This is a genomic window from Kitasatospora sp. NPDC043949, from assembly GCF_056435365.1.
In genome coordinates this window covers 280,132-297,700 of record NZ_JBWKEQ010000003.1, presented here as the reverse complement: position 1 = coordinate 297,700, position 17,569 = coordinate 280,132, and the positions used below count along the sequence as shown (strand labels likewise).

Sequence of the window (17,569 nt, the reverse complement as noted above, 5' to 3'; positions counted from 1 at the left end):
CCCCCCCCCCCCCCCCCCCCCCCCCCCCCCCCCCCCCCCCCCCCCCCCCCCCCCCCCCCCCCCCCCCCCCCCCCCCCCCCCCCCCCCGGCCGTTTTTCCCCTCGACAGCGCCGCGCCGGCCGTGCCTATGGTGCCCGGCATGACGACCGACCCGTTACCGCGCCAGCTCGCCCGCACCCGGTGCTTCACCCTCGGCGCCCCCACCCACCCGGGCATCACCGCCGACGGCGCCGCCGTCCTGTTCCTGCGCAGCCGCGGCGGCACCGACCCGCTCGCCTGCCTCTGGGCGCTCGACACCGCCACCGGCCGGGAACGGCTGGTCGCCGACCCGGCCGCGCTGGGCGCCTCCGGCGGCATCGCCGCGTACAGCACCGACGCCACCGGTCGGCTCGCCGCCTTCGCGCTGGACGGCACGCCGTGGCTGGCCGACACCGCCTCGGGTTCGCTCCGCCCGCTCGCCTCCGCCGAGCAGCCGGTGGATCCCCGCCTCGACCCGACCGGCCGCCGGATCGCCTACGTCAGCGGCGGCGTCCTGCGGGTGGCCGGTGCGGACGGTACGGGCGACCGGGCGCTGGCCGAGCCGGAGTCCGAGGACGTCGGCTACGGCCTCGCCGAGCACGTCGCCTCCGAGGAGATGCACCGCACCCGCGGCCACTGGTGGTCCCCCGACGGCACCGCCCTGCTGGTCGCCCGGGTCGATGCCGGTGCGCTTACCCGGCTCTTCCTGGCCGACCCCACCGACCCGCAGCACCCCCCGCGCGCCATCCGCTACCCGCTGGCCGGCACCGCCAACGCCGACGTCACGCTCTGGCTGCTCGGGCTGGACGGCCGCCGCACCCGCACGGAGGTCCGCTGGGACCGCGCCGCCTTCGAGTACCTCACCGCCGCCGGCTGGGACGACCACGGCCCGTACGCCGCCGTGCAGAGCCGCGACCAGCGCACCGTCCGTACGTTGGCGATCGGGGCGGACGGGGACACCCGGGTGCTCGCCGAGCGGACCGACCCGCGGTGGGTCGAACTGCTCCCGGGACTGCCGGTGCGGACGGCGGGCGGGGCGCTGGTCGACACCGCCGACCTCGGCGACACCCGGCACCTGACCGTGGACGGCGAACCGGTCACCCCGGAGGCGATGCAGTTGCGGGCCGTCGTCGGGGTGGAGGGCGAGCGGGTGCTGTTCACCGCCTCCGACGAACCCACCGAGACCCACCTGTGGACGTACGAACCGGGCTCCGGCGTACAAAGGCTGAGCAGCGGGCCCGGCGTACACGGCGGCGTCGAGCGCGGCGGCACGCTGGTCCTCACCACCGACGGCCGCGCCACCGTTCTGCGGGAGGGCCGCCCGCCGCTGCCGCTCACCTCGTACACCGAAGCGCCCGTCGTCACCGCCCGCCCCGAACTGCTCCGCCTCGGCCCGCGCGAACTGCGCGCCAACCTCTTCCTGCCCACCGGCCACCATCCCGGCGGCACCCCGCTGCCCGTCCTGCTCGACCCGTACGGCGGGCCCGCGATGCAGAAGGCCACCACCGGCGGCGCCTGGCACGAGCAGGTGTCCCAGTGGTTCGCCGACCAGGGCTTCGCGGTGCTGGTGGTGGACGGCCGCGGCACTCCGGGGCGCGGGCCGCACTGGGAGAAGACGGTCTACGGCGACAAGGCCGGGCCCGCCCTCGAGGACCAGATCGAGGGCCTGTGGGAGACGGCCCGGCTGCGGCCGGGAGTGCTCGACCTCGACCGGGTCGGCATCCGCGGCTGGTCCTACGGCGGCTACCTCGCCGCGCTCGCCGTGTTGCGGCGCCCGGACGTCTTCCACGCCGCGTCGGCCGGAGCTGCCCCCACCGACTGGCGGCTCTACGACACCCACTGGCAGGAGCGCTTCCTCGGCCACCCCGACGAGCACCCCGAGCACTACGACAGCGGCTCACTGATCGCCGAGGCGCCGAAGCTGAGCCGCCCGCTGCTTCTGATCCAGGGCCTCGTGGACGACAACGTGCACCCCGCCCACGCCCTGCGGCTGTCCAGTGCCCTGCTCGCCGCCGGCCGCCCGCACGAGGTCCTGCCGCTGCGCGCCACCGGCCACCGGCCGACCGACGAGGCCGTGGTGGAGCACCTGCTCCGGCACGAACTGGAGTTCTTGCGGCGGTCGTTGGGCGTGGGCTGAGCGGCGCCCGTACGACCCGACGCCGCAGCCTGGTCCCCGCCGCATAGAGACCACCTGACCGCGCAGGAAAGCCGATCTGCCTGTGGACCAGGCCTTGGGGAGCGGCTCCGACCCCGCCGGGCATCGCTACCGTTGCCCGATGACGGATCTGCGCCGGGTACCGGTGGACGAGGTGCTGGGACGTGTCGAGACGGCCTTGGGGACGCGACTCGACAGGGCAGCGGTGGTCCGCAAACGCCGATCCGTGGGAGCAGGCACGGCGCGTGGCACGTGGGTACGCATCGAGCGGCGGGGGCTCGACCGGATCGGCGCCCAGGGCGGGGACGGCACCCCCTCCGCCGAGGCCCTGCACGGTATCGCGAAGCCCGCGTGGCTGGCCGGCCTCGCCTGGCGGGACGAGGCCGAGCCGGTGATGTGGCGGGCCGACGAGACCGAACTGCTGCCATCCACCCCAGCGGGGTCCGCAGTCGTGGCCGAGGAGCCCCGGCTGCCGCCCGGATGGTGGTCGGAGCTGAACGCCTCTCTCGATGCGCTCGCCGGCCAGCGGACGAATCGGATCGCCACGCCGGACACGGAGACCATCACCCAGGAGCTGGTGGCTCAGACGATCCGTCAGGTGTTCCCGGACGTCGATGCCACGGTGAGCGGGTGGTGTCCGGCGCACGCGGACCTGAACTGGGCGAACGTGACAGCGCCCGAGTTCTGCCTCTTCGACTGGGAGGACTGGGGCATGGCCCCACGTGGTCTGGACGCTGCCACCCTGTGGGCGGCGTCGCTTGCCGTACCGGCGCTGGCCGATCGCGTCCGCGTCGAGCGGAGCGGCGACTTTCGCGAGCCGGGACGGCAAGCTGATGACCTTGTTCGTCGCGGCGAAGATCCTCGGGCCGTACGCGCATCCCGAGGACCCGCGCCTTGAGGGCGCCCGCGTGTTGGCGGAGCAGGTGGCGAAGGAGCTTAAGGCGGACTGACGCAGAGCGGGCAACCGCGCGACCCTCGCCCTGGGTGGGCGAGGGCCTTCGCGTGTTTCAGCGCTGCTCGTCGCGCTCCTCGGGGCGGGGCATCTTGAGGGTCGCGAGGACGCCGAGGGCTACGGTGGCGATCGCGAGGGCGAGGAGGGCGAGGAGGATCGCGCCGATGAAGAGCTTCACTGGCGCCACCCCTCGTCGTCATCGTCCAGGTCGCGGAGCAGGTGGAGGAGGTTGAGCAGAGTGCTGACCGGCGCATTCCCGAAGTCGATCAGGATGCGGCCGTCGAGGGTCGTTTCGCCGGGCGAGGCGGATCCCCAGAGGAGCCCGTGCGGCAGGCCGCGCCTGTGCAACTCGCCCAGGAGGTCCATGATGTGGGGCTTGGTGTAGTCGCGCATCCGGGAGTCCTCCGGAACGACGGGGTCGCGGGTCACGCGAGGGAGTCCAGCTCCAGCTCGTACCAGATGGTTTTGCCACGCTTCTGCGGGTCGACGCCCCAGCGGCGGGTGAGCCCGGCGACGAGCTGGAGGCCCCGGCCGGACTCGGCGAAATCGGCGGGGGTTCGCTGCCGGGGGAGGGCGTCGCTCTCGTCGGAGACGGTGACCCGGAGGGTGCGGCCGAGGACGGAGAACCAGACGACGGGCGCGGGGGTGTCGCCGTGCCGCCAGGCGTTGACGATGAGCTCGCAGAGGGCGAGTTCGGCGTTGAAGATGGCGTCGGCGTCCCAGCCGCTGCGGGTCATGGCGTCCCGCAGGGCCTGCCGGGAGAGGGTGAGCGAGGGGGTGTTACGGGTGCACACGGGAACCTCCGTGAGGCTGTGGCGTGGGGAGAGGTGGTGACGGTCGTCGCCGTGAGCCAGGCCGGGGCGGCGGCTGCTCTTCGGCGTGCGGGCAGCAGGCGCCTACTGCCCTGGATGCAGGCATTACTGACGATCCGTCGGATCGAGCTGAAGACGACGATAACGTGGAGCGCCACAGATTTGTGGCGAAGCAGGGGAAGTTCCCTCCAACGTGGCAGTCCCTCTCCGGCAGACTGGTCCCACGACTTGCAGGGAGGACTCCATGGCGCTTCGAACGAACCCGACTCTCCGTCAGCTGCGCCTGGGTGCTGAGCTGCGCCGGATGCGGGAGCAGGCAGGCCTCGGCGGAAGTCAACTCGCCCGCGCGTTGGGCATCAACCCTGCCCATGTGACACAGATGGAGAGCGGCAGGACCGGCGTCAGCATCGAACGCCTGCGCACGATTGCGGCATTGTGCATGTGCGTCAACGAGCCTCTGATCGATGCGTTGGCAGCGATCATCACGGATCGCGACAAGGGCGGCTGGTGGGAGGAGTACCGCGGGACCCTCTCGAGCGACTTCCTTGAGGTCGCCGAGATCGAAGGCCATACAAGCGGGCTCTCGACCTACACGATGGCCTTCATCCCCGGGCTGCTCCAGACAAGTGGATACACGTCTGCCGTCTTCGATCGAGCCTTGACACCTCTCCCGCGCCACGAGGTCGACCTGAGAACCGCGTTCCGCATCCGACGACGAGAGCTGCTTCGATCCGGCGCGACACCGTACTCCGCTTACATCCATGAGGCTGCCTTGCGGATGCAGTTCAGCGGACCGCAGGTCCAAGCCGAACAGCTCTGCAGCCTCATCGAAGACTCCGGGCGCCCAAAGGTCTCGATCCGAGTCGTGCTGTTCGATGTAGATACGCTTCCGCTCAACTACGAGAACTTCACGTATGTCGAAGGCCCGGTTCGGGAGCTCGACACCGTGCAGGTGGACTCCGCCGTCGGCAACGTGCTCTTCGATGCGCCCGCTCACATCGCCAGGTTTCGCGCCATGCTCGCCCGGCTCGATTCAGCGGCTCTATCCGAAGGCGACTCCCGAGAGTTCATTAGATCCATCAAGAAGGATATGGAAAGTAAGCATGTCTAACTCTTCCTGGCAGAAGTCCAGTTACTCCGGCTCCAACTCCGACTGTGTCGAGGTGCGGACCGCCGACGGGGTGATCGAACTCCGGGAGTCCGACGAGGGCGACGTCATCGTCCGCACCACCCGCCTCAAATTCGCCGACTTCCTCCGGGGCGCCAAGGCCGGCGAGTTCGACCACCTCACCACCGCCCCCTGAACGAATCGTTCCGGCGGCCTCTTGCTCCCCGCAAGAGGCCGCCGGCAGGGAGAATGCGGCCAAGTCGGCAGAGCTGGGTTCCACCTGCGGCCAGAGGATGCACTCTTGACCGTTGCCGCCGGACGCCGCTGATCGATTTCGCCACCAGCGTCCACCCCGCAGGGGCCGTCATCCCTATGCGACGCCTGTGCGCGCCGCAAGCTCCCGCACGCCGGGCACCGTGACCGGCGCGTACAGCAGGTCCGCTGTGAGCGCCCGCAGAGCAGGCCGGCGCACCTCCTCCGGGGCGACCTGCTCGGTGAACCGCAGCAACGTGAACGTCTTGCGGTGGGCGCCGAGGCGGTGCCACATGCGCGCACAGTCCGTGCCGTACCGAGCCCGGCGCTCAGCGGTCGGCAGCTGGCCTGGCGCGATCCGCGCCGCATACGGCACGCCCTCGTCGGGGGTGCCCAGCGCCGTGTGTACACCGATCCAGTACAGGTCCACCTGGGCGCTGGTGGCGTCGACCGTGAACAGCGGGGAGCCATCCTGAGGGAGACGTCATGAGCAGCGTCCTGCTCGACAAGCCCGTCACCGAGACTGAGCCCGCCACCGCCCCGACGCCCAGTACCCTGCTGGAGCGGGCCGACGAGCCGAGTGCCCGCGCCTGCCCGGTCTGCGGATCGAGCGCCACCTACCAGACCATGGACGGCCGATGGGGCTGCACCGCGTGCGGCTCCACCTGGGCCTGACCCCGGGGAGGATCCGATGGCGGACTGCACGCAGTGCTCTGCTCCCGCAGTGATCGAGGATCTCGACGTACACCCGCCACAGCCCTGGTGCCTCGGATGCGCGACCGCCCTCGTACGAGCCGGCGATCCGGTCATCAACTACCGCTCGCTCAACGGTGAGTGTGACTACGAGCGTGTCTTGGCCGGTGGCAGCACCCAGGTCCTGCGCTTCGGCTGACAGGCACAGGCACACCGAAGTGGCCCGCCCCCTGTGCGCAGGGAGCGGGCCACTCTCGATGCCCGCCCCCCAGGATCACCAGCGCCTGAGCACGTCGCCCCGTCGAACACCGCTCGACGGGGCGACGTGAAGTGATCCGGACTCAGACCTCCCGGACCCCGGCCCGCCAGACCGCCGCCGTCAGTGGCACGCCCGGGCGGTAGGCCAGGTGGACGTGCGAGGGCGCGTCCAGCAGCAGCAGGTCCGCCCGGGAGCCGACCGCCACCGACCCCACGTCCGTGCGACGCAGCGCGTGGGCGCCGCCGGCCGTGGCCGCCCACACCGCCTCGTCCGGGGTCATGCCCATCTCCCGGACCGCGACCGCGATGCAGAACGCCATCGAACTGGTGAAGCTGGAGCCCGGGTTGCAGTCCGTGGAGAGTGCCACCACGGCCCCCGCGTCGAGCAGCCGCCGCCCGCTCGGGTACTCGGCGCGGGTGGAGAACTCCGCACCCGGCAGCAGCGTCGCGACCGTCGCCGACCCCGCCAGCGCCGCCACGTCCTCGTCGGTCAGGTGGGTGCAGTGGTCCGCCGAGGCGGCGCCCAGCTCGACGGCGAGCTGCACGCCGGGCCCGTACGTGAGCTGGTTGGCGTGCACTCGCGGCGTGAGGCCCTTCTCGATCCCCGCCGTCAGAACAGCCCGCGCCTGGTCGCCGTCGAAGGCACCCTGCTCGCAGAACACGTCCACCCAGCGGGCGTGCGGGGCGCAGGCCTCCAGCATCTCGCCGGTGACCAGGTCGACGTACCCGGCCGGGTCCTCGGCGTACTCGGGGGCCACCACGTGCGCACCCAGGTAGGTGGTCTCCGGCGTGTGCCGCGCGGCGATCCGCAGCGCCCGCGCCTCGTCCTCGACCGTCAGCCCGTAGCCGGACTTGCACTCGATCGTGGTGGTGCCCTGCCGCAGCGCCTCCCGGACGAACCGGGCCAGGTTGGCGTCGAGTTCGGCGTCGCTCGCGGCCCGGGTGGCCGCCACCGTGGTGCGGATGCCGCCCGCCGAGTAGGACTGCCCGGACATCCGGGCGTTGAACTCGGCGGTCCGGTCGCCCGCGAACACCAGGTGGGCGTGCGAGTCGACGAAGCCGGGCAGCAGCGCCCGCCCCTCGGCGTCGAAGCGCTCGTCCGCGGCCGGGGCCTGCGCCGCCGGGCCGACCCAGGCGACGGTGCCGCCGTCCAGCACCACGGCCGCGTCGGTGAGCAGGCCGAGCGGCCCGGTGCCGTGCCCGGGGTCGTTGGTGACCAGGCTGCCGATGCCCGTGATCAAGGTGGTCCTGCTGCTCAAGACGAAGCCTTCCGGGGGAAGTTGGAGAACGACTCAGTGGTCCAGGGCGCCGATCGAGTCCCGCAGCGCGCCCGGCACGTCCGCGACGAGCTGGTGCACGCCGTCCCGGACGATCTGCCGGCCGCCGACCACGACGTGCCGCACGTCGGCCGCCGAGGCCGCGAAGACGGCGGTCTCGGCGCCGAGGCGGGGCGGCGGGCCCGCGGTGCGCACCGAGTCCAGGGCGATCACCGTGAAGTCGGCGAGCGCGCCGGCCTCGACCCGCCCGGCCTCCGGCCAGCCGAGCGAGGCGTGCCCGTCCTCGGTGCCGGCCCGCAGCAGGAGGTTGGCCGTCCAGTGCCCGCGGGTGCGGGTGCGCAGCCGCTCGTTCAGCTCCAGGGCGCGGGCCTCCTCGAACGGGTCGATGACGGCGTGGCTGTCGCTGCCCAGGGTGACCGGGCAGCCCGCCGAGGCGAGCCGGCGGGCCGGGCCGATGCCGTCCGCGAGGTCCCGCTCGGTGGTGGGGCACATGCAGATGGTGGTGGAGGTGTCGGTGAGGAGCCGAACGTCCTCGTCGGTGAGGTGGGTGGCGTGCACGGCCGAGGTGCGCGGGCCGAGCACGCCGTGGTCGGCGAGCAGCCGGGTCGGGGTGACGCCGTGCGCGGCGAGGCAGGCGTCGTTCTCGGCGGTCTGTTCGGACAGGTGGACGTGCAGCGGCGCCTCGCGCACCGCCGCCCACTGCGCGACGGTGCCCAGTTGCTCGGCCGGGACGGCCCGCACCGAGTGGACGGCGGCGCCGATCCGGGCGTGCTCGCGGGGCTTGAGCGCGTCCGCCCGCACCGCCCAGGCCTCGGCGTCGCCGTCGCTGAACCGCTGCTGCGGCCTGGTCGGCTCGGCGCCGAAGCCGGCGGACAGGTAGCAGGTGTCGAGCAGGGTGATCCGGATGCCGGCCCGGGCGGCGGCCTCGATCAGCGCCTCGCCCATCGCGTTGGGGTCGTCGTAGCGGGCGCCGCCGGGGGCGTGGTGCAGGTAGTGGAACTCACCGACGGCGGTGACCCCGGCCAGCGCCATCTCGGCGTAGACGGCGGTGGCGAGCGCCAGGTAGCGGTCCGGGTCGAGCGCCCCGGCGAACCGGTACATGGTGTCGCGCCAGGTCCAGAAGGTGCCGGAGCCGACCTGGACGTGGCCGCGCAGCGCCCGGTGGAAGGCGTGCGAGTGGGCGTTGGCCTGGCCGGGCAGCAGCAGCCCGTCGAGGCGGACGGCCCCGGGCGGGCAGGGTCCGCTGTCCGGGGTCACCGCGGTGATCCGGCCGCCGGGGCCGACGGTGATCAGCACGTCCGGCTCGACCACCGGCCCGTTGTCGTACGGCAGCCAGGCGTGCTGCGCCCAGTACGCCACCGGCTCGGTCCCCGAGGTCAACGGGCTCAGCGACACGCCAGGTCCTCCAGTACGTCGGCGAGGGCGGCGACCCCGGCCAGGCAGTCGGCCTCCTCGGCGTGCTCGGCCGGGGAGTGCGACACCCCGCTGGGGTTGCGCACGAACAGCATGGCGGTCGGGACGGCCGACGCCAGGATCCCGGCGTCGTGTCCGGCGCCGGTGGGCAGCACCGGGGCGTCCAGCAGCTTGGCGAGCCGGTCGCGCAGCGGGCCGTCGAAGTCCACCACCGGGGTGTAGGACTCGCGGGTCAGCTCGACCCGGACGCCGTCGCGCCCGCCGCGCTCGGCGGCGGCCTGCTCGATCTCCTCGACCAGCGCGGTGAGCGTCGCCTCGTCGGCGGCCCGGGAGTCCAGCCAGCCGCGTACCAGCGAGGCGATCGCGTTGGTGCCGTTGGGCTCGACCGCGACCTTGCCGAAGGTCGCCAGCGCGCCCGCCTGCCGGGCCTTCTTGCGGGCCGCGAGCACGGTGTTGGCGTACGTCAGCATCGGGTCGCGGCGGTCCTCGATCCGGGTGGTGCCGGCGTGGTTGGCCTCGCCGTGGAAGTCGAACCGCCAGCGGCCGTGCGGCCAGATCGCGCTGGCCACGCCGACCGGCCGGTCCTCGGCGAGGAGGCGGCCCTGCTCGACGTGGAGTTCGACGAAGGCGCCGATCCGGGCCAGCCGGTCGTCGTCCGCGCCGATCGCGCCCGGGTCGTAGCCGGCCCGCTCCATCGCGTCGGGCAGCCGGACGCCGTCGGCGTCGCGCAGCTCGTACGCGGCCTCGCGGGAGAGCACGCCGGCGGACAGGCGGGAGCCGATGCAGGCCACGCCGAACCGGGCGCCCTCCTCGTCGCCGAAGTTGGTGATCGCCAGCGGACGGGTGAACTCGGCCCCGCGTGCGCGGAGTTCGTCCAGGGCCGCGAAGGAGGAGACCACGCCGAGCGGGCCGTCGAAGGCGCCGCCGTCCGGGACGGAGTCCAGGTGCGAGCCGGTGACGACCGCCCCGCCCGCGTTCGGATCGCCCAGCCAGGCCCACTGGTTGCCGTTGCGGTCCAGCTCGTAGGCGAGGCCGCGGTCACGGGCCTGCTGCTCGAACCAGGCCCGGCACTCGGCGTCGGCGGAGTTCCAGGCGAAGCGGCGGTAGCCGCCGGAGGCGGCGGAGCGGCCCACGGGGAGCAGCTCCGCCCACATCTCTTCGAACGAGGACGTCACAGCTCACCCATCGGGACGCGGACCCCGCGCTCGGCGGCGACCTCGGTGGCCCGGTCGTAGCCGGCGTCCACGTGCCGGATCACGCCCATGCCCGGGTCGTTGGTGAGCACCCGGCGGATCTTCTCGCCGGCCAGCGCGGTGCCGTCGGCGACGGTGACCTGGCCGGCGTGGATCGAGCGGCCGATGCCGACGCCGCCGCCGTGGTGGATGGAGACCCAGGACGCGCCGGAGGCCACGTTGACCATGGCGTTGAGCAGCGGCCAGTCGGCGATCGCGTCCGAGCCGTCCAGCATCGCCTCGGTCTCCCGGTACGGGGAGGCGACCGAGCCGCAGTCGAGGTGGTCGCGGCCGATCACGATCGGCGCGGACAGCTCGCCGGAGGCGACCATGTCGTTGAAGCGCTCGCCGGCCTTGTCGCGCTCGCCGTAGCCGAGCCAGCAGATCCGCGCGGGCAGGCCCTGGAAGTGCACCTTCTCCTGGGCCATCTTGATCCAGCGGTGCAGCGACTCGTTCTCCGGGAAGAGGTCGAGGACGGCCTTGTCGGTCTTGTGGATGTCCTGCGGGTCGCCGGACAGCGCCGCCCAGCGGAACGGGCCCTTGCCCTCGCAGAACAGCGGCCGGATGTACGCGGGGACGAATCCGGGGAAGGCGAACGCGCGGTCGTAACCGGCCAGTTGGGCCTCGCCGCGGATCGAGTTGCCGTAGTCGAAGACCTCGGCGCCCGCGTCCTGGAAGCCGACCATCGCCTCGACGTGCCGGGCCATCGACTCGCGGGCCCGCTGGGTGAACTCGGCGGGCTTGGCCGCCGCGTAGTCCGCCATGTCGTCGAAGGCGACGCCCACCGGCAGGTAGGCGAGCGGGTCGTGGGCGCTGGTCTGGTCGGTGACGATGTCGATGGGCGCGTCCATCGCGAGCAGCTGCGGGACCAGCTCGGCGGCGTTGCCCAGCACGCCGATGGACAGCGGCTGCCGCTTGTCGCGGGCGGCGGTGGCCAGCTCCAGCGCGTGCCCGAGGTCCTTGGCCTCGACGTCCAGGTAGCGGTGCTCGATCCGGCGGGCGATCCGGGACGGGTCGCAGTCGATGCAGATCGCCACGCCGCCGTTCATGGTGACGGCCAGCGGCTGGGCGCCGCCCATCCCGCCGAGGCCGGCGGTGAGGGTGATGGTGCCTTCCAGCGTCCCGTTGAACCGCTTGTTGGCGACGGCCGAGAAGGTCTCGTAGGTGCCTTGCAGGATGCCCTGGGTGCCGATGTAGATCCACGAGCCGGCGGTCATCTGCCCGTACATGGTGAGCCCGAGGCTCTCCAGCCGGCGGAACTCCTCCCAGTTGGCCCAGTCGCCGACCAGGTTGGAGTTGGCGATCAGCACCCGCGGCGCCCACTCGTGGGTCTGCATGACGCCGACCGGCCGCCCGGACTGGACCAGCATGGTCTCGTCCTGCTTCAGCCCCTCCAGCGTCCTCACCATGGCGTCGAACGAACGCCAGTCCCGCGCCGCCTTGCCCGTCCCGCCGTACACGACCAGCTTCGACGGGTGCTCGGCGACCTCCGGGTCGAGGTTGTTCATCAGCATCCGCAGGGCCGCCTCCTGCTGCCACCCCTGCGCCGTCAGCCCCGTCCCCCGCGCCGCCCTGACCTCACGCGGACCGCTCGCCTGCTGCACCATGTCCTGGCCTCCCTGCGGATGGATTCATTCAGATTCAGCTCGGCTGAATATATCCAAACAATCACCTCCCGACCAGACCCCGAACCCATCCGATCAGCGCCCGCGCCGGTACGCCCGCCAGCCGTACCCTGAGGCCGGAAACACCAGCCACTCGGGTCAGCAGAGGACACCATGGCGACCATCCCCCTACTCCCCGGCAAGCTCCGCCACGCAGCAGAAGCGATCGAGCAGAGCACCGGACTGCGGGTCGAGATCATCGGAGGCGCCCTGCTGCTGTCTCCGCCCCGCCGGGGCAAGCACGCCGGCACCGTGCGGCAGCTGCGCGAACGGATCGGATCACGACTGCCCGGCCTCGGGGCCTACGAGGCGGCATCCATCGCCTTTCCAGGCGACGAGGACGACTACGCGACGCCCGACCTGGTCGTCCTACCCGCGCGGTGGGAGAACCAGCATTCCTCGCGGTCGACCCCCGCAAGGGCGTCTGGACGCTTCGCACCCACCCCCGCGACGGCGAGTACCAGGGCGTGCTGCACGGCAAGTACGGCGAGCCCGTCCCGCTGCCCGCACCGCTGCCCGCCGAACTGGACACCTCCGCACTGCCGCCGTACGCACCCCGCGCCTGAGTCAGGCCGCGGCGTCACCGTCCCAGTCGATGCCGATCTCGGCGAGCCAGCGGCGGTCGGCGGCGTCGGGGGCGGGCGGGGTCGGCGGGCGGGGGATGTTCTGGACCGGGCCGAGGCCGTACTTCTCGGCGGCCGCGGCGGCGGTGCGGGCGTCGGGTTCGATGACGCCGACGTGCACGGCGGACTCGTCTCCCGGGTCGAGGACGGTCAGTTCGGGATCGGGCAGGCGCCGCAGGGTGACACGGCGTCCGCAGGTGGGGCAGGACCATTCGTCGACACCCGAGGCCAGGCGGGCGACGAACTTCATCTCGTGGATCACGCGCATGGGCGGCACCCCCTGCTGTAGGGGATGCCCGGGTTCGTGACGGCTACTCCCCGCCGTGTCTACTCCAAAAACAGGCCACGTGCCGCGGCGGACTGCTCGATGGCCTCCAACCTGGCCTCCGCGCCCGGGAGTTCGTCACACATGCGCTGCAACAGCACCCGGCCGAGCATCATCGGCGCGCACGCGGTGTCGAAGACCAGCCCGGTGCCGACGGCGGCCGGCAGCATCAGGTCGGAGAGCTTGGCGACCGGCGCGAAGGCGCTGTCGGCGACGGTCAGCACCGTCAGCCCGCACTCGCGGGCCACCACCAGTGCGTCCATCAGCTCCCGCGGGTAGCGCGGCAGCGCGAAGCAGAGCAGCGCGGTGGCCCCGGCCGCGGCGGCCTGTTCCAGCCGGTCGGCGAGCATGCTGCCGCCCTCGTCGAGGAGGCGGATGTCCGGGTGCACCTTGGCGGCGAAGTAGGCGAAGCCGCGCGCCTGCGCGGAGGCGGCCCGCAGGCCGAGCACCGGCAGCGGGCGGGAGGCGGCGAGCAGCCGGGCGGCGCGGGTGATCGGCTCGGGGTCGGCGAGGAGTTCGGCGAGGTGGCGCAGGTGGGCGATCTCGGCGAGCACGGCCTGCTGGTGCTCGTTGCGCACCGCGTCGTCGGGGGTCTCCGGCGCGGCGGTCTCGCCCGCGCCGAGTTCGCGCAGCTGCTTGCGCAGCGCCGGGTAGCCGTCGTAGCCGAGGGCGACCGCGAAGCGGGTGACGGACGGTTGGCTGACGCCGGCGAGTTCGGCGACCTCGACGCTGGAGAGGAACGGCGCCTCGGTGGCGTGCCGGACCAGCGAGTGCGCGATCCGCCGCTGGGTCGGGGTCAGTCGGTGGCCTTCGAACAGCTGGAGCAGCCGGGCGGAGGGGCCGACCGTGCCGGCCTCGTCGGTGGCGGTCATCAGCGGTACCTCCGGATGCGAGCGATTCGGACGACGACTGTGCAGCAGTGCGTCGCGCCTGGCAAAGACGTCTCGTACGGCGGGACGCCGGGTGAGACGGCCCGAGCGGGTGGGAGCTCGGGGTAACCCTGAATTCTCCCTGAACCCGCCCGGATTCCCCCACCGACGGATGGACCGCGCCCCGGCGCGGGCCCAGGCTGGTCCCATGGACACTCGCCAGGACGACCTGCGGCGCGACCTCGACGCCGCCCTGCACGCTCGCAAGGAACTCGGCAAGGAGTACGAGCCGGAGCTGGTCGACTCGTTCCTGAGCCGCCTGGACGCCCGGTTGGACGCCCGGGTCGAGCGCCGGGTGGCCGAGCGGATGGACGACTACGAGCCCGCGCACCGGCGCCGACCGCACCGCCCGGGGCCGGGGCTCGGCCTCCCCGGCAACCGGCTGGCGGTGATCTCGCTGGTCCTCGGCATCCCGCTGACCGCGATCGCGGCCAGCCCGCAGAGCGGCGGCTTCATCGGCCTGATCGTCAGTTGGGCGGGCATCGTCGGGGTCAACTTCGCCGCCGCGTTCGGCAACCGCCGGGACCGGGACGAGCCGCGGTCCCGGTCCCGGGACGACTGGGACTGAGCCCCGCCGCCCGCACCGGACCCGACGGCCCGTCACGCCGAACGCACCGAACGCACCGATCTCACCAGGTCACACCGGCTCAGGCCAGCGGCCCGGTGACCCGCTCCACCGCCCGCACCAGCTCCCCGGAGGCGACCAGCGCGGCCGCCGCCTCCAGGTCCGGCGAGAGGAAGCGGTCGCGGCCCGCGCCGCCGACCCCCGCCTCCCGGGCGGCGGCCATGGCGGCCGCGGTGGCCGGGGCCGTCCGGCCCGCGCCGTCGGCCTGCTGGCGGATCTCCAGGGCGCGGGCGGCGGCGGTGAGTTCGACGGCGAGGATCCGGCCGAGGTTGTCGACGGCCTGGCGCAGCTTGCGGGCGGCGGACCAGCCCATCGACACGTGGTCCTCCTGCATCGCGGAGGACGGGATCGAGTCGACCGAGGCCGGGACGGCGAGCCGCTTGTTCTCGCTGACCAGCGCCGCCTGGGTGTACTGGGCGATCATCAGGCCGGAGTCCACGCCGGGGTCGTCGGCCAGGAAGGCCGGCAGGCCGTGCGAGCGGGCCTTGTCGAGCAGTCGGTCGGTGCGGCGCTCGGAGATCGAGCCCAGGTCGGCGGCGGCGATGGCGAGGAAGTCCAGCACGTACGCGACCGGGGCGCCGTGGAAGTTGCCGTTGGACTCCACCCGGCCGTCCGGCAGCACCACCGGGTTGTCGACCGAGGCGGCCAGCTCGCGGGAGGCGACCAGCTGGGCGTGGGCGAGGGTGTCCCGGCCGGCGCCGGCCACCTGCGGGGCGCAGCGGATCGAGTAGGCGTCCTGGACCCGCGGCGCGTCGTCCTGGTGGTGGCCGGTGAGGCCGGAGTCCTTGAGGACGGCCAGCATGTTGGCGGCGCTCAGCGCCTGGCCCGGGTGGGGGCGGATCGGGGCGTGCAGTTCGGGGGCGAGCACCTTGTCGGTGCCGAGCAGCGCCTCCAGGGTCATCGCGGCGGTGATGTCGGCGGTGGTGTACAGCCGCTGCAGGTCGGCGATGGCCATCACCAGCATGCCGAGCATGCCGTCGGTGCCGTTGATGAGGGCCAGGCCCTCCTTCTCCAGCAGTTCGACGGGCTCGATGCCGGCGGCGGCGAGCAGTTCGGCGGCGGGCTTCTCCACGCCGTCCGGGCCGGTGGCCACGCCCTCGCCCATCAGGACCAGCGCACAGTGCGACAGCGGCGCGAGGTCGCCGGAGCAGCCGAGCGAGCCGAACTCCCGGACCACCGGGGTGATGCCCGCGTTGAGCAGGGCGGCCATGGTCTGCGCGACCAGCGGGCGCACCCCGGTCCGGCCGGAGGCCAGCGTCTTCATCCGCAGGAAGACGAGTGCCCGGACGACCTCGCGCTCGACGGCCGGTCCCATCCCGGCCGCGTGCGAGCGCACCAGCGACCGCTGGAGCTGCGCCCGCAGTTCGGGGCTGATGTGCCGGACGGCGAGCGCGCCGAATCCGGTCGACACGCCGTAGACGGGGCGCGGTTCGGCCGCGAGGGCGTCGATCCGTGCCCGCGCCGTCGCCATCTCGGCGAGCGCGTCGGGGCCTATCTCGACCCGGGCGTTCCCCCGGGCGACGGCCAGCACGTCCTCGGCGCTGACGTCGGCCTTGCCGACCTGGACCAGCGGAGCGTCGGGGGCCACAGCACTGTGCATATCCATATACACCATCACATCAGGTGAATGAAGATATGACAACAGGTGGTCGCCATCCGGAACGGCCACGATCGCACGCCCCGTACCGGCCGGCAGGACTTTCCCCCGGCCCGCCCCGTGCCGCACGCTGGTGCCCACGGACACGCACGGAGGTGGCAGGGCGATGACGCGGGCGACGGCACGGCGCCGGGTGGTGCGGCTGCGGGGGGACGAGCGCGGGGTGCGGCCGGACTCGCTGGCGGCGGAGGAGCCGCTGGAGATCCGGCTCGGCGGCGAACCGCTGACCGTCACCATGCGCACCCCCGGGCAGGACTTCGACCTGGTAGCCGGGTTCCTGGTCGGCGAGGGGCTGGTGCACACCTCCGAGGAACTCGCCGCCCTGCGGTACTGCGCCGGGACGGACGAAGCCGGCGCCAACACCTACAACGTCGTCGACGCCACCCTGCGCGGCGCCGCCCGCGCGCTGCCGCTGTCCGCGCACCGCAACCTGCTCACCACCAGCGCCTGCGGCCTGTGCGGCCGGGACACCGTGGACGCCGTCCGCACTCACGTCCGCCACCCGGTGGGCGAGGACCCGCTCACCGTCCCGCCGTCCCTGCTGTACGGCCTGCCGGACCGGCTGCGGGCCGCCCAGCGCACCTTCGAGTCCACCGGCGGCCTGCACGCGGCCGGCCTGTTCGACGCCGCCACCGGCGAACTGCTCTGCGCCCGCGAGGACGTCGGGCGGCACAACGCGGTGGACAAGGTGGTCGGCTGGGCGCTGCGCGAGGGCAGGCTGCCGCTGACCGGGCACGTCCTGCTGGTGAGCGGCCGGGCCTCGTTCGAGCTGACCCAGAAGGCCGCGCTGGCGGGCGTCCCGCTGCTGGCGGCCGTCTCGGCGCCGTCCTCGCTCGCGGTGGACCTCGCGGAGGAGCTGGGCCTGACCCTGGTCGGCTTCCTGCGAGGGGAGGGCGCGAACGTCTACACCCGGCCGGACCGGATCACCGCGCCCTCCCCCGCCACGTCCTCCCCCGCCGCGCCGGTCACCCCCTGAGCTCGGCCTCGATCAGGTCCGCCGCGCGGGCGGTGCCGCCCTCGGCCCGGCCGGCGGCGGCCAGCGCCTTCAGCCGCTCGGCCACCGCCGGGTCGCCGACCAGCTCCAGCAGCGCGCCGCGCAGCGCCTCCGGGGTGGCCTCCCCGGTGTCCAGGCGGCGGGCGACGCCGAGCCCCACCAGCGCGTCCGCGTTGGCGTACTGGTCGGCGGCCTGCGGCACGGCGATCATCGGCACGCCGTGGTACAGCCCCTCGCTGGAGCCGCCCATGCCCGCGTGGGTGACGAAGGCGTCCGCCTGCGCGAGCACCGACAGCTGCGGCACCCACCGGTGCACCTCGACGGTGTCCGGCACCTCGCCCAGGTCGGCCAGGTCGGTGTGCGCGCCGACCTGGAGCACCGTGTGCCAGCCGGGCAGGTCGCCGAAGGCCTGGACGCAGGCCCGGTAGAACGCGGGCTGGTGGGTGAAGGCCGAGCCGAGCGAGACCAGCAGCACCTTCTCGGGGGGGGGGGGGGGGGGGCCCCCCCCCCCGGGGGGGGGGGGGGCGGAAAAAAAAACAGGGAAAACAGAAACTAACTCGTTTCTTCCCTCCTTGTTGGGTT

At 73.3% G+C, this 17,569-nt stretch carries 20 protein-coding genes and 1 pseudogene; 9 read left to right on the top strand and 12 right to left on the bottom strand.

All coding sequences use genetic code 11. The features are described 5' to 3' along the window. Window positions 1-139 precede the first annotated feature (139 nt). Both AC07AL_RS05020 and AC07AL_RS05015 read left to right on the top strand, forming a co-directional pair. Window positions 140-2,155 carry a prolyl oligopeptidase family serine peptidase gene (locus tag AC07AL_RS05020; protein ID WP_478316869.1) on the top strand — a complete coding sequence of 672 codons (2,016 nt, stop codon included), beginning with the start codon at window positions 140-142 and terminating at the stop codon, window positions 2,153-2,155. Between the two features lie 139 nt (window positions 2,156-2,294). Next, window positions 2,295-3,123: pseudogene (locus tag AC07AL_RS05015) on the top strand (hypothetical protein). A gap of 57 nt (window positions 3,124-3,180) precedes the next feature. Here AC07AL_RS05015 and AC07AL_RS05010 read toward each other — a convergent pair. From AC07AL_RS05010 to AC07AL_RS05000, 3 genes are read right to left on the bottom strand one after another with little or no spacing between them, the layout of a single operon-like run. Continuing rightward, complete coding sequence (locus AC07AL_RS05010) at window positions 3,181-3,303, bottom strand: hypothetical protein (protein ID WP_363588040.1); 123 nt, start codon at window positions 3,301-3,303, stop codon at window positions 3,181-3,183. Beyond that, entirely contained in the window at window positions 3,300-3,554 is a 255-nt protein-coding gene (locus AC07AL_RS05005; RefSeq protein WP_363588041.1) for a hypothetical protein, read from the bottom strand. Before AC07AL_RS05005 ends, AC07AL_RS05010 begins: the two co-directional genes overlap by 4 nt. After that, entirely contained in the window at window positions 3,551-3,919 is a 369-nt protein-coding gene (locus AC07AL_RS05000) for an ATP-binding protein (protein WP_350877349.1), read from the bottom strand. Before AC07AL_RS05000 ends, AC07AL_RS05005 begins: the two co-directional genes overlap by 4 nt. Window positions 3,920-4,181: 262 nt before the next feature. Between AC07AL_RS05000 and AC07AL_RS04995 the strand changes: the two genes are divergently transcribed. Then, window positions 4,182-5,048 (top strand): helix-turn-helix domain-containing protein, encoded by an 867-nt coding sequence (locus AC07AL_RS04995; RefSeq protein WP_478316867.1) that lies wholly within the window; start codon window positions 4,182-4,184, stop codon window positions 5,046-5,048. Continuing rightward, window positions 5,041-5,241 carry a DUF397 domain-containing protein gene (locus AC07AL_RS04990; RefSeq protein WP_478316865.1) on the top strand — a complete coding sequence of 67 codons (201 nt, stop codon included), beginning with the start codon at window positions 5,041-5,043 and terminating at the stop codon, window positions 5,239-5,241. The genes AC07AL_RS04995 and AC07AL_RS04990 overlap by 8 nt, the downstream gene beginning before the upstream one ends. 174 nt (window positions 5,242-5,415) lie before the next feature. On the opposite strand, the gene AC07AL_RS04985 is transcribed toward AC07AL_RS04990, so the two are convergent. After that, a complete protein-coding gene (locus AC07AL_RS04985; protein ID WP_478316863.1) occupies window positions 5,416-5,727 on the bottom strand; it encodes a hypothetical protein in 312 nt (103 codons plus the stop codon). A 56-nt stretch (window positions 5,728-5,783) separates the two neighbouring features. Here AC07AL_RS04985 and AC07AL_RS04980 point away from each other — a divergent pair, with 56 nt between their 5' ends. Beyond that, window positions 5,784-5,972: a transposase gene (locus AC07AL_RS04980; RefSeq protein ID WP_363624643.1), complete on the top strand. Its 189-nt coding sequence runs from the start codon at window positions 5,784-5,786 to the stop codon at window positions 5,970-5,972. A gap of 49 nt (window positions 5,973-6,021) precedes the next feature. After that, window positions 6,022-6,189: a hypothetical protein gene (locus AC07AL_RS04975; protein WP_478316861.1), complete on the top strand. Its 168-nt coding sequence runs from the start codon at window positions 6,022-6,024 to the stop codon at window positions 6,187-6,189. A gap of 142 nt (window positions 6,190-6,331) precedes the next feature. Here the strand turns inward: AC07AL_RS04975 and hutI are convergent, their stop codons facing one another. The 4 genes from hutI to hutU are packed head-to-tail and all read right to left on the bottom strand — an operon-like array spanning window position 6,332 to window position 11,777. Beyond that, window positions 6,332-7,507: an imidazolonepropionase gene (gene hutI / locus AC07AL_RS04970; RefSeq protein ID WP_478316859.1), complete on the bottom strand. Its 1,176-nt coding sequence runs from the start codon at window positions 7,505-7,507 to the stop codon at window positions 6,332-6,334. Between the two features lie 33 nt (window positions 7,508-7,540). Continuing rightward, window positions 7,541-8,920, bottom strand: a complete 1,380-nt coding sequence (locus AC07AL_RS04965; RefSeq protein ID WP_363588053.1) for a formimidoylglutamate deiminase — start codon at window positions 8,918-8,920, stop codon at window positions 7,541-7,543. Beyond that, the gene (locus AC07AL_RS04960) at window positions 8,911-10,092 is read right to left on the bottom strand and encodes an allantoate amidohydrolase (RefSeq protein ID WP_363588085.1); all 1,182 of its coding nucleotides are present in this window, start codon (window positions 10,090-10,092) and stop codon (window positions 8,911-8,913) included. Before AC07AL_RS04960 ends, AC07AL_RS04965 begins: the two co-directional genes overlap by 10 nt. 17 nt (window positions 10,093-10,109) lie before the next feature. Further along, window positions 10,110-11,777 carry a urocanate hydratase gene (gene hutU, locus AC07AL_RS04955; RefSeq protein ID WP_363588055.1) on the bottom strand — a complete coding sequence of 556 codons (1,668 nt, stop codon included), beginning with the start codon at window positions 11,775-11,777 and terminating at the stop codon, window positions 10,110-10,112. A gap of 437 nt (window positions 11,778-12,214) precedes the next feature. On the opposite strand from hutU, the gene AC07AL_RS04950 reads away from it, so the two are divergent. Beyond that, window positions 12,215-12,400 carry a hypothetical protein gene (locus AC07AL_RS04950; RefSeq protein ID WP_478316857.1) on the top strand — a complete coding sequence of 62 codons (186 nt, stop codon included), beginning with the start codon at window positions 12,215-12,217 and terminating at the stop codon, window positions 12,398-12,400. 1 nt (window position 12,401) lies between these two features. On the opposite strand, the gene AC07AL_RS04945 is transcribed toward AC07AL_RS04950, so the two are convergent. Both AC07AL_RS04945 and AC07AL_RS04940 read right to left on the bottom strand, forming a co-directional pair. Further along, entirely contained in the window at window positions 12,402-12,725 is a 324-nt protein-coding gene (locus AC07AL_RS04945; RefSeq protein WP_363588061.1) for a hypothetical protein, read from the bottom strand. Between the two features lie 59 nt (window positions 12,726-12,784). Then, window positions 12,785-13,654, bottom strand: a complete 870-nt coding sequence (locus AC07AL_RS04940) for a MurR/RpiR family transcriptional regulator (RefSeq protein WP_363588063.1) — start codon at window positions 13,652-13,654, stop codon at window positions 12,785-12,787. Window positions 13,655-13,859: 205 nt separating this feature from the next. Between AC07AL_RS04940 and AC07AL_RS04935 the strand changes: the two genes are divergently transcribed. Beyond that, window positions 13,860-14,279 (top strand): hypothetical protein, encoded by a 420-nt coding sequence (locus tag AC07AL_RS04935; RefSeq protein ID WP_363588065.1) that lies wholly within the window; start codon window positions 13,860-13,862, stop codon window positions 14,277-14,279. 79 nt (window positions 14,280-14,358) lie between these two features. Here AC07AL_RS04935 and hutH read toward each other — a convergent pair whose 3' ends face one another. Next, window positions 14,359-15,942 carry a histidine ammonia-lyase gene (hutH, locus tag AC07AL_RS04930; protein ID WP_363588067.1) on the bottom strand — a complete coding sequence of 528 codons (1,584 nt, stop codon included), beginning with the start codon at window positions 15,940-15,942 and terminating at the stop codon, window positions 14,359-14,361. 157 nt (window positions 15,943-16,099) lie between these two features. On the opposite strand from hutH, the gene fdhD reads away from it, so the two are divergent. Next, window positions 16,100-16,969, top strand: coding sequence for a formate dehydrogenase accessory sulfurtransferase FdhD (fdhD, locus tag AC07AL_RS04925; protein ID WP_363588069.1), 870 nt, complete (start codon window positions 16,100-16,102; stop codon window positions 16,967-16,969). Here the strand turns inward: fdhD and AC07AL_RS04920 are convergent. Further along, window positions 16,959-17,569 (bottom strand): nucleotide disphospho-sugar-binding domain-containing protein (locus tag AC07AL_RS04920; RefSeq protein ID WP_478316854.1); only part of this gene is annotated, 611 nt, incomplete at its 5' end. The two genes, fdhD and AC07AL_RS04920, sit on opposite strands and share 11 nt — an antisense overlap.

Coding starts and splice junctions, on each gene's coding strand:
- AC07AL_RS05020 (WP_478316869.1), top strand. CDS start 140: ATGACGACCGACCCGTTACCGCGCCAGCTCGCCCGCACCCGGTGCTTC.
- AC07AL_RS04995 (WP_478316867.1), top strand. CDS start 4,182: ATGGCGCTTCGAACGAACCCGACTCTCCGTCAGCTGCGCCTGGGTGCT.
- AC07AL_RS04990 (WP_478316865.1), top strand. CDS start 5,041: ATGTCTAACTCTTCCTGGCAGAAGTCCAGTTACTCCGGCTCCAACTCC.
- AC07AL_RS04980 (WP_363624643.1), top strand. CDS start 5,784: ATGAGCAGCGTCCTGCTCGACAAGCCCGTCACCGAGACTGAGCCCGCC.
- AC07AL_RS04960 (WP_363588085.1), bottom strand. CDS start 10,092: ATGTGGGCGGAGCTGCTCCCCGTGGGCCGCTCCGCCGCCTCCGGCGGC.
- hutU (WP_363588055.1), bottom strand. CDS start 11,777: ATGGTGCAGCAGGCGAGCGGTCCGCGTGAGGTCAGGGCGGCGCGGGGG.
- AC07AL_RS04945 (WP_363588061.1), bottom strand. CDS start 12,725: ATGCGCGTGATCCACGAGATGAAGTTCGTCGCCCGCCTGGCCTCGGGT.
- AC07AL_RS04940 (WP_363588063.1), bottom strand. CDS start 13,654: ATGACCGCCACCGACGAGGCCGGCACGGTCGGCCCCTCCGCCCGGCTG.
- AC07AL_RS04935 (WP_363588065.1), top strand. CDS start 13,860: ATGGACACTCGCCAGGACGACCTGCGGCGCGACCTCGACGCCGCCCTG.
- hutH (WP_363588067.1), bottom strand. CDS start 15,942: ATGGATATGCACAGTGCTGTGGCCCCCGACGCTCCGCTGGTCCAGGTC.
- fdhD (WP_363588069.1), top strand. CDS start 16,100: ATGACGCGGGCGACGGCACGGCGCCGGGTGGTGCGGCTGCGGGGGGAC.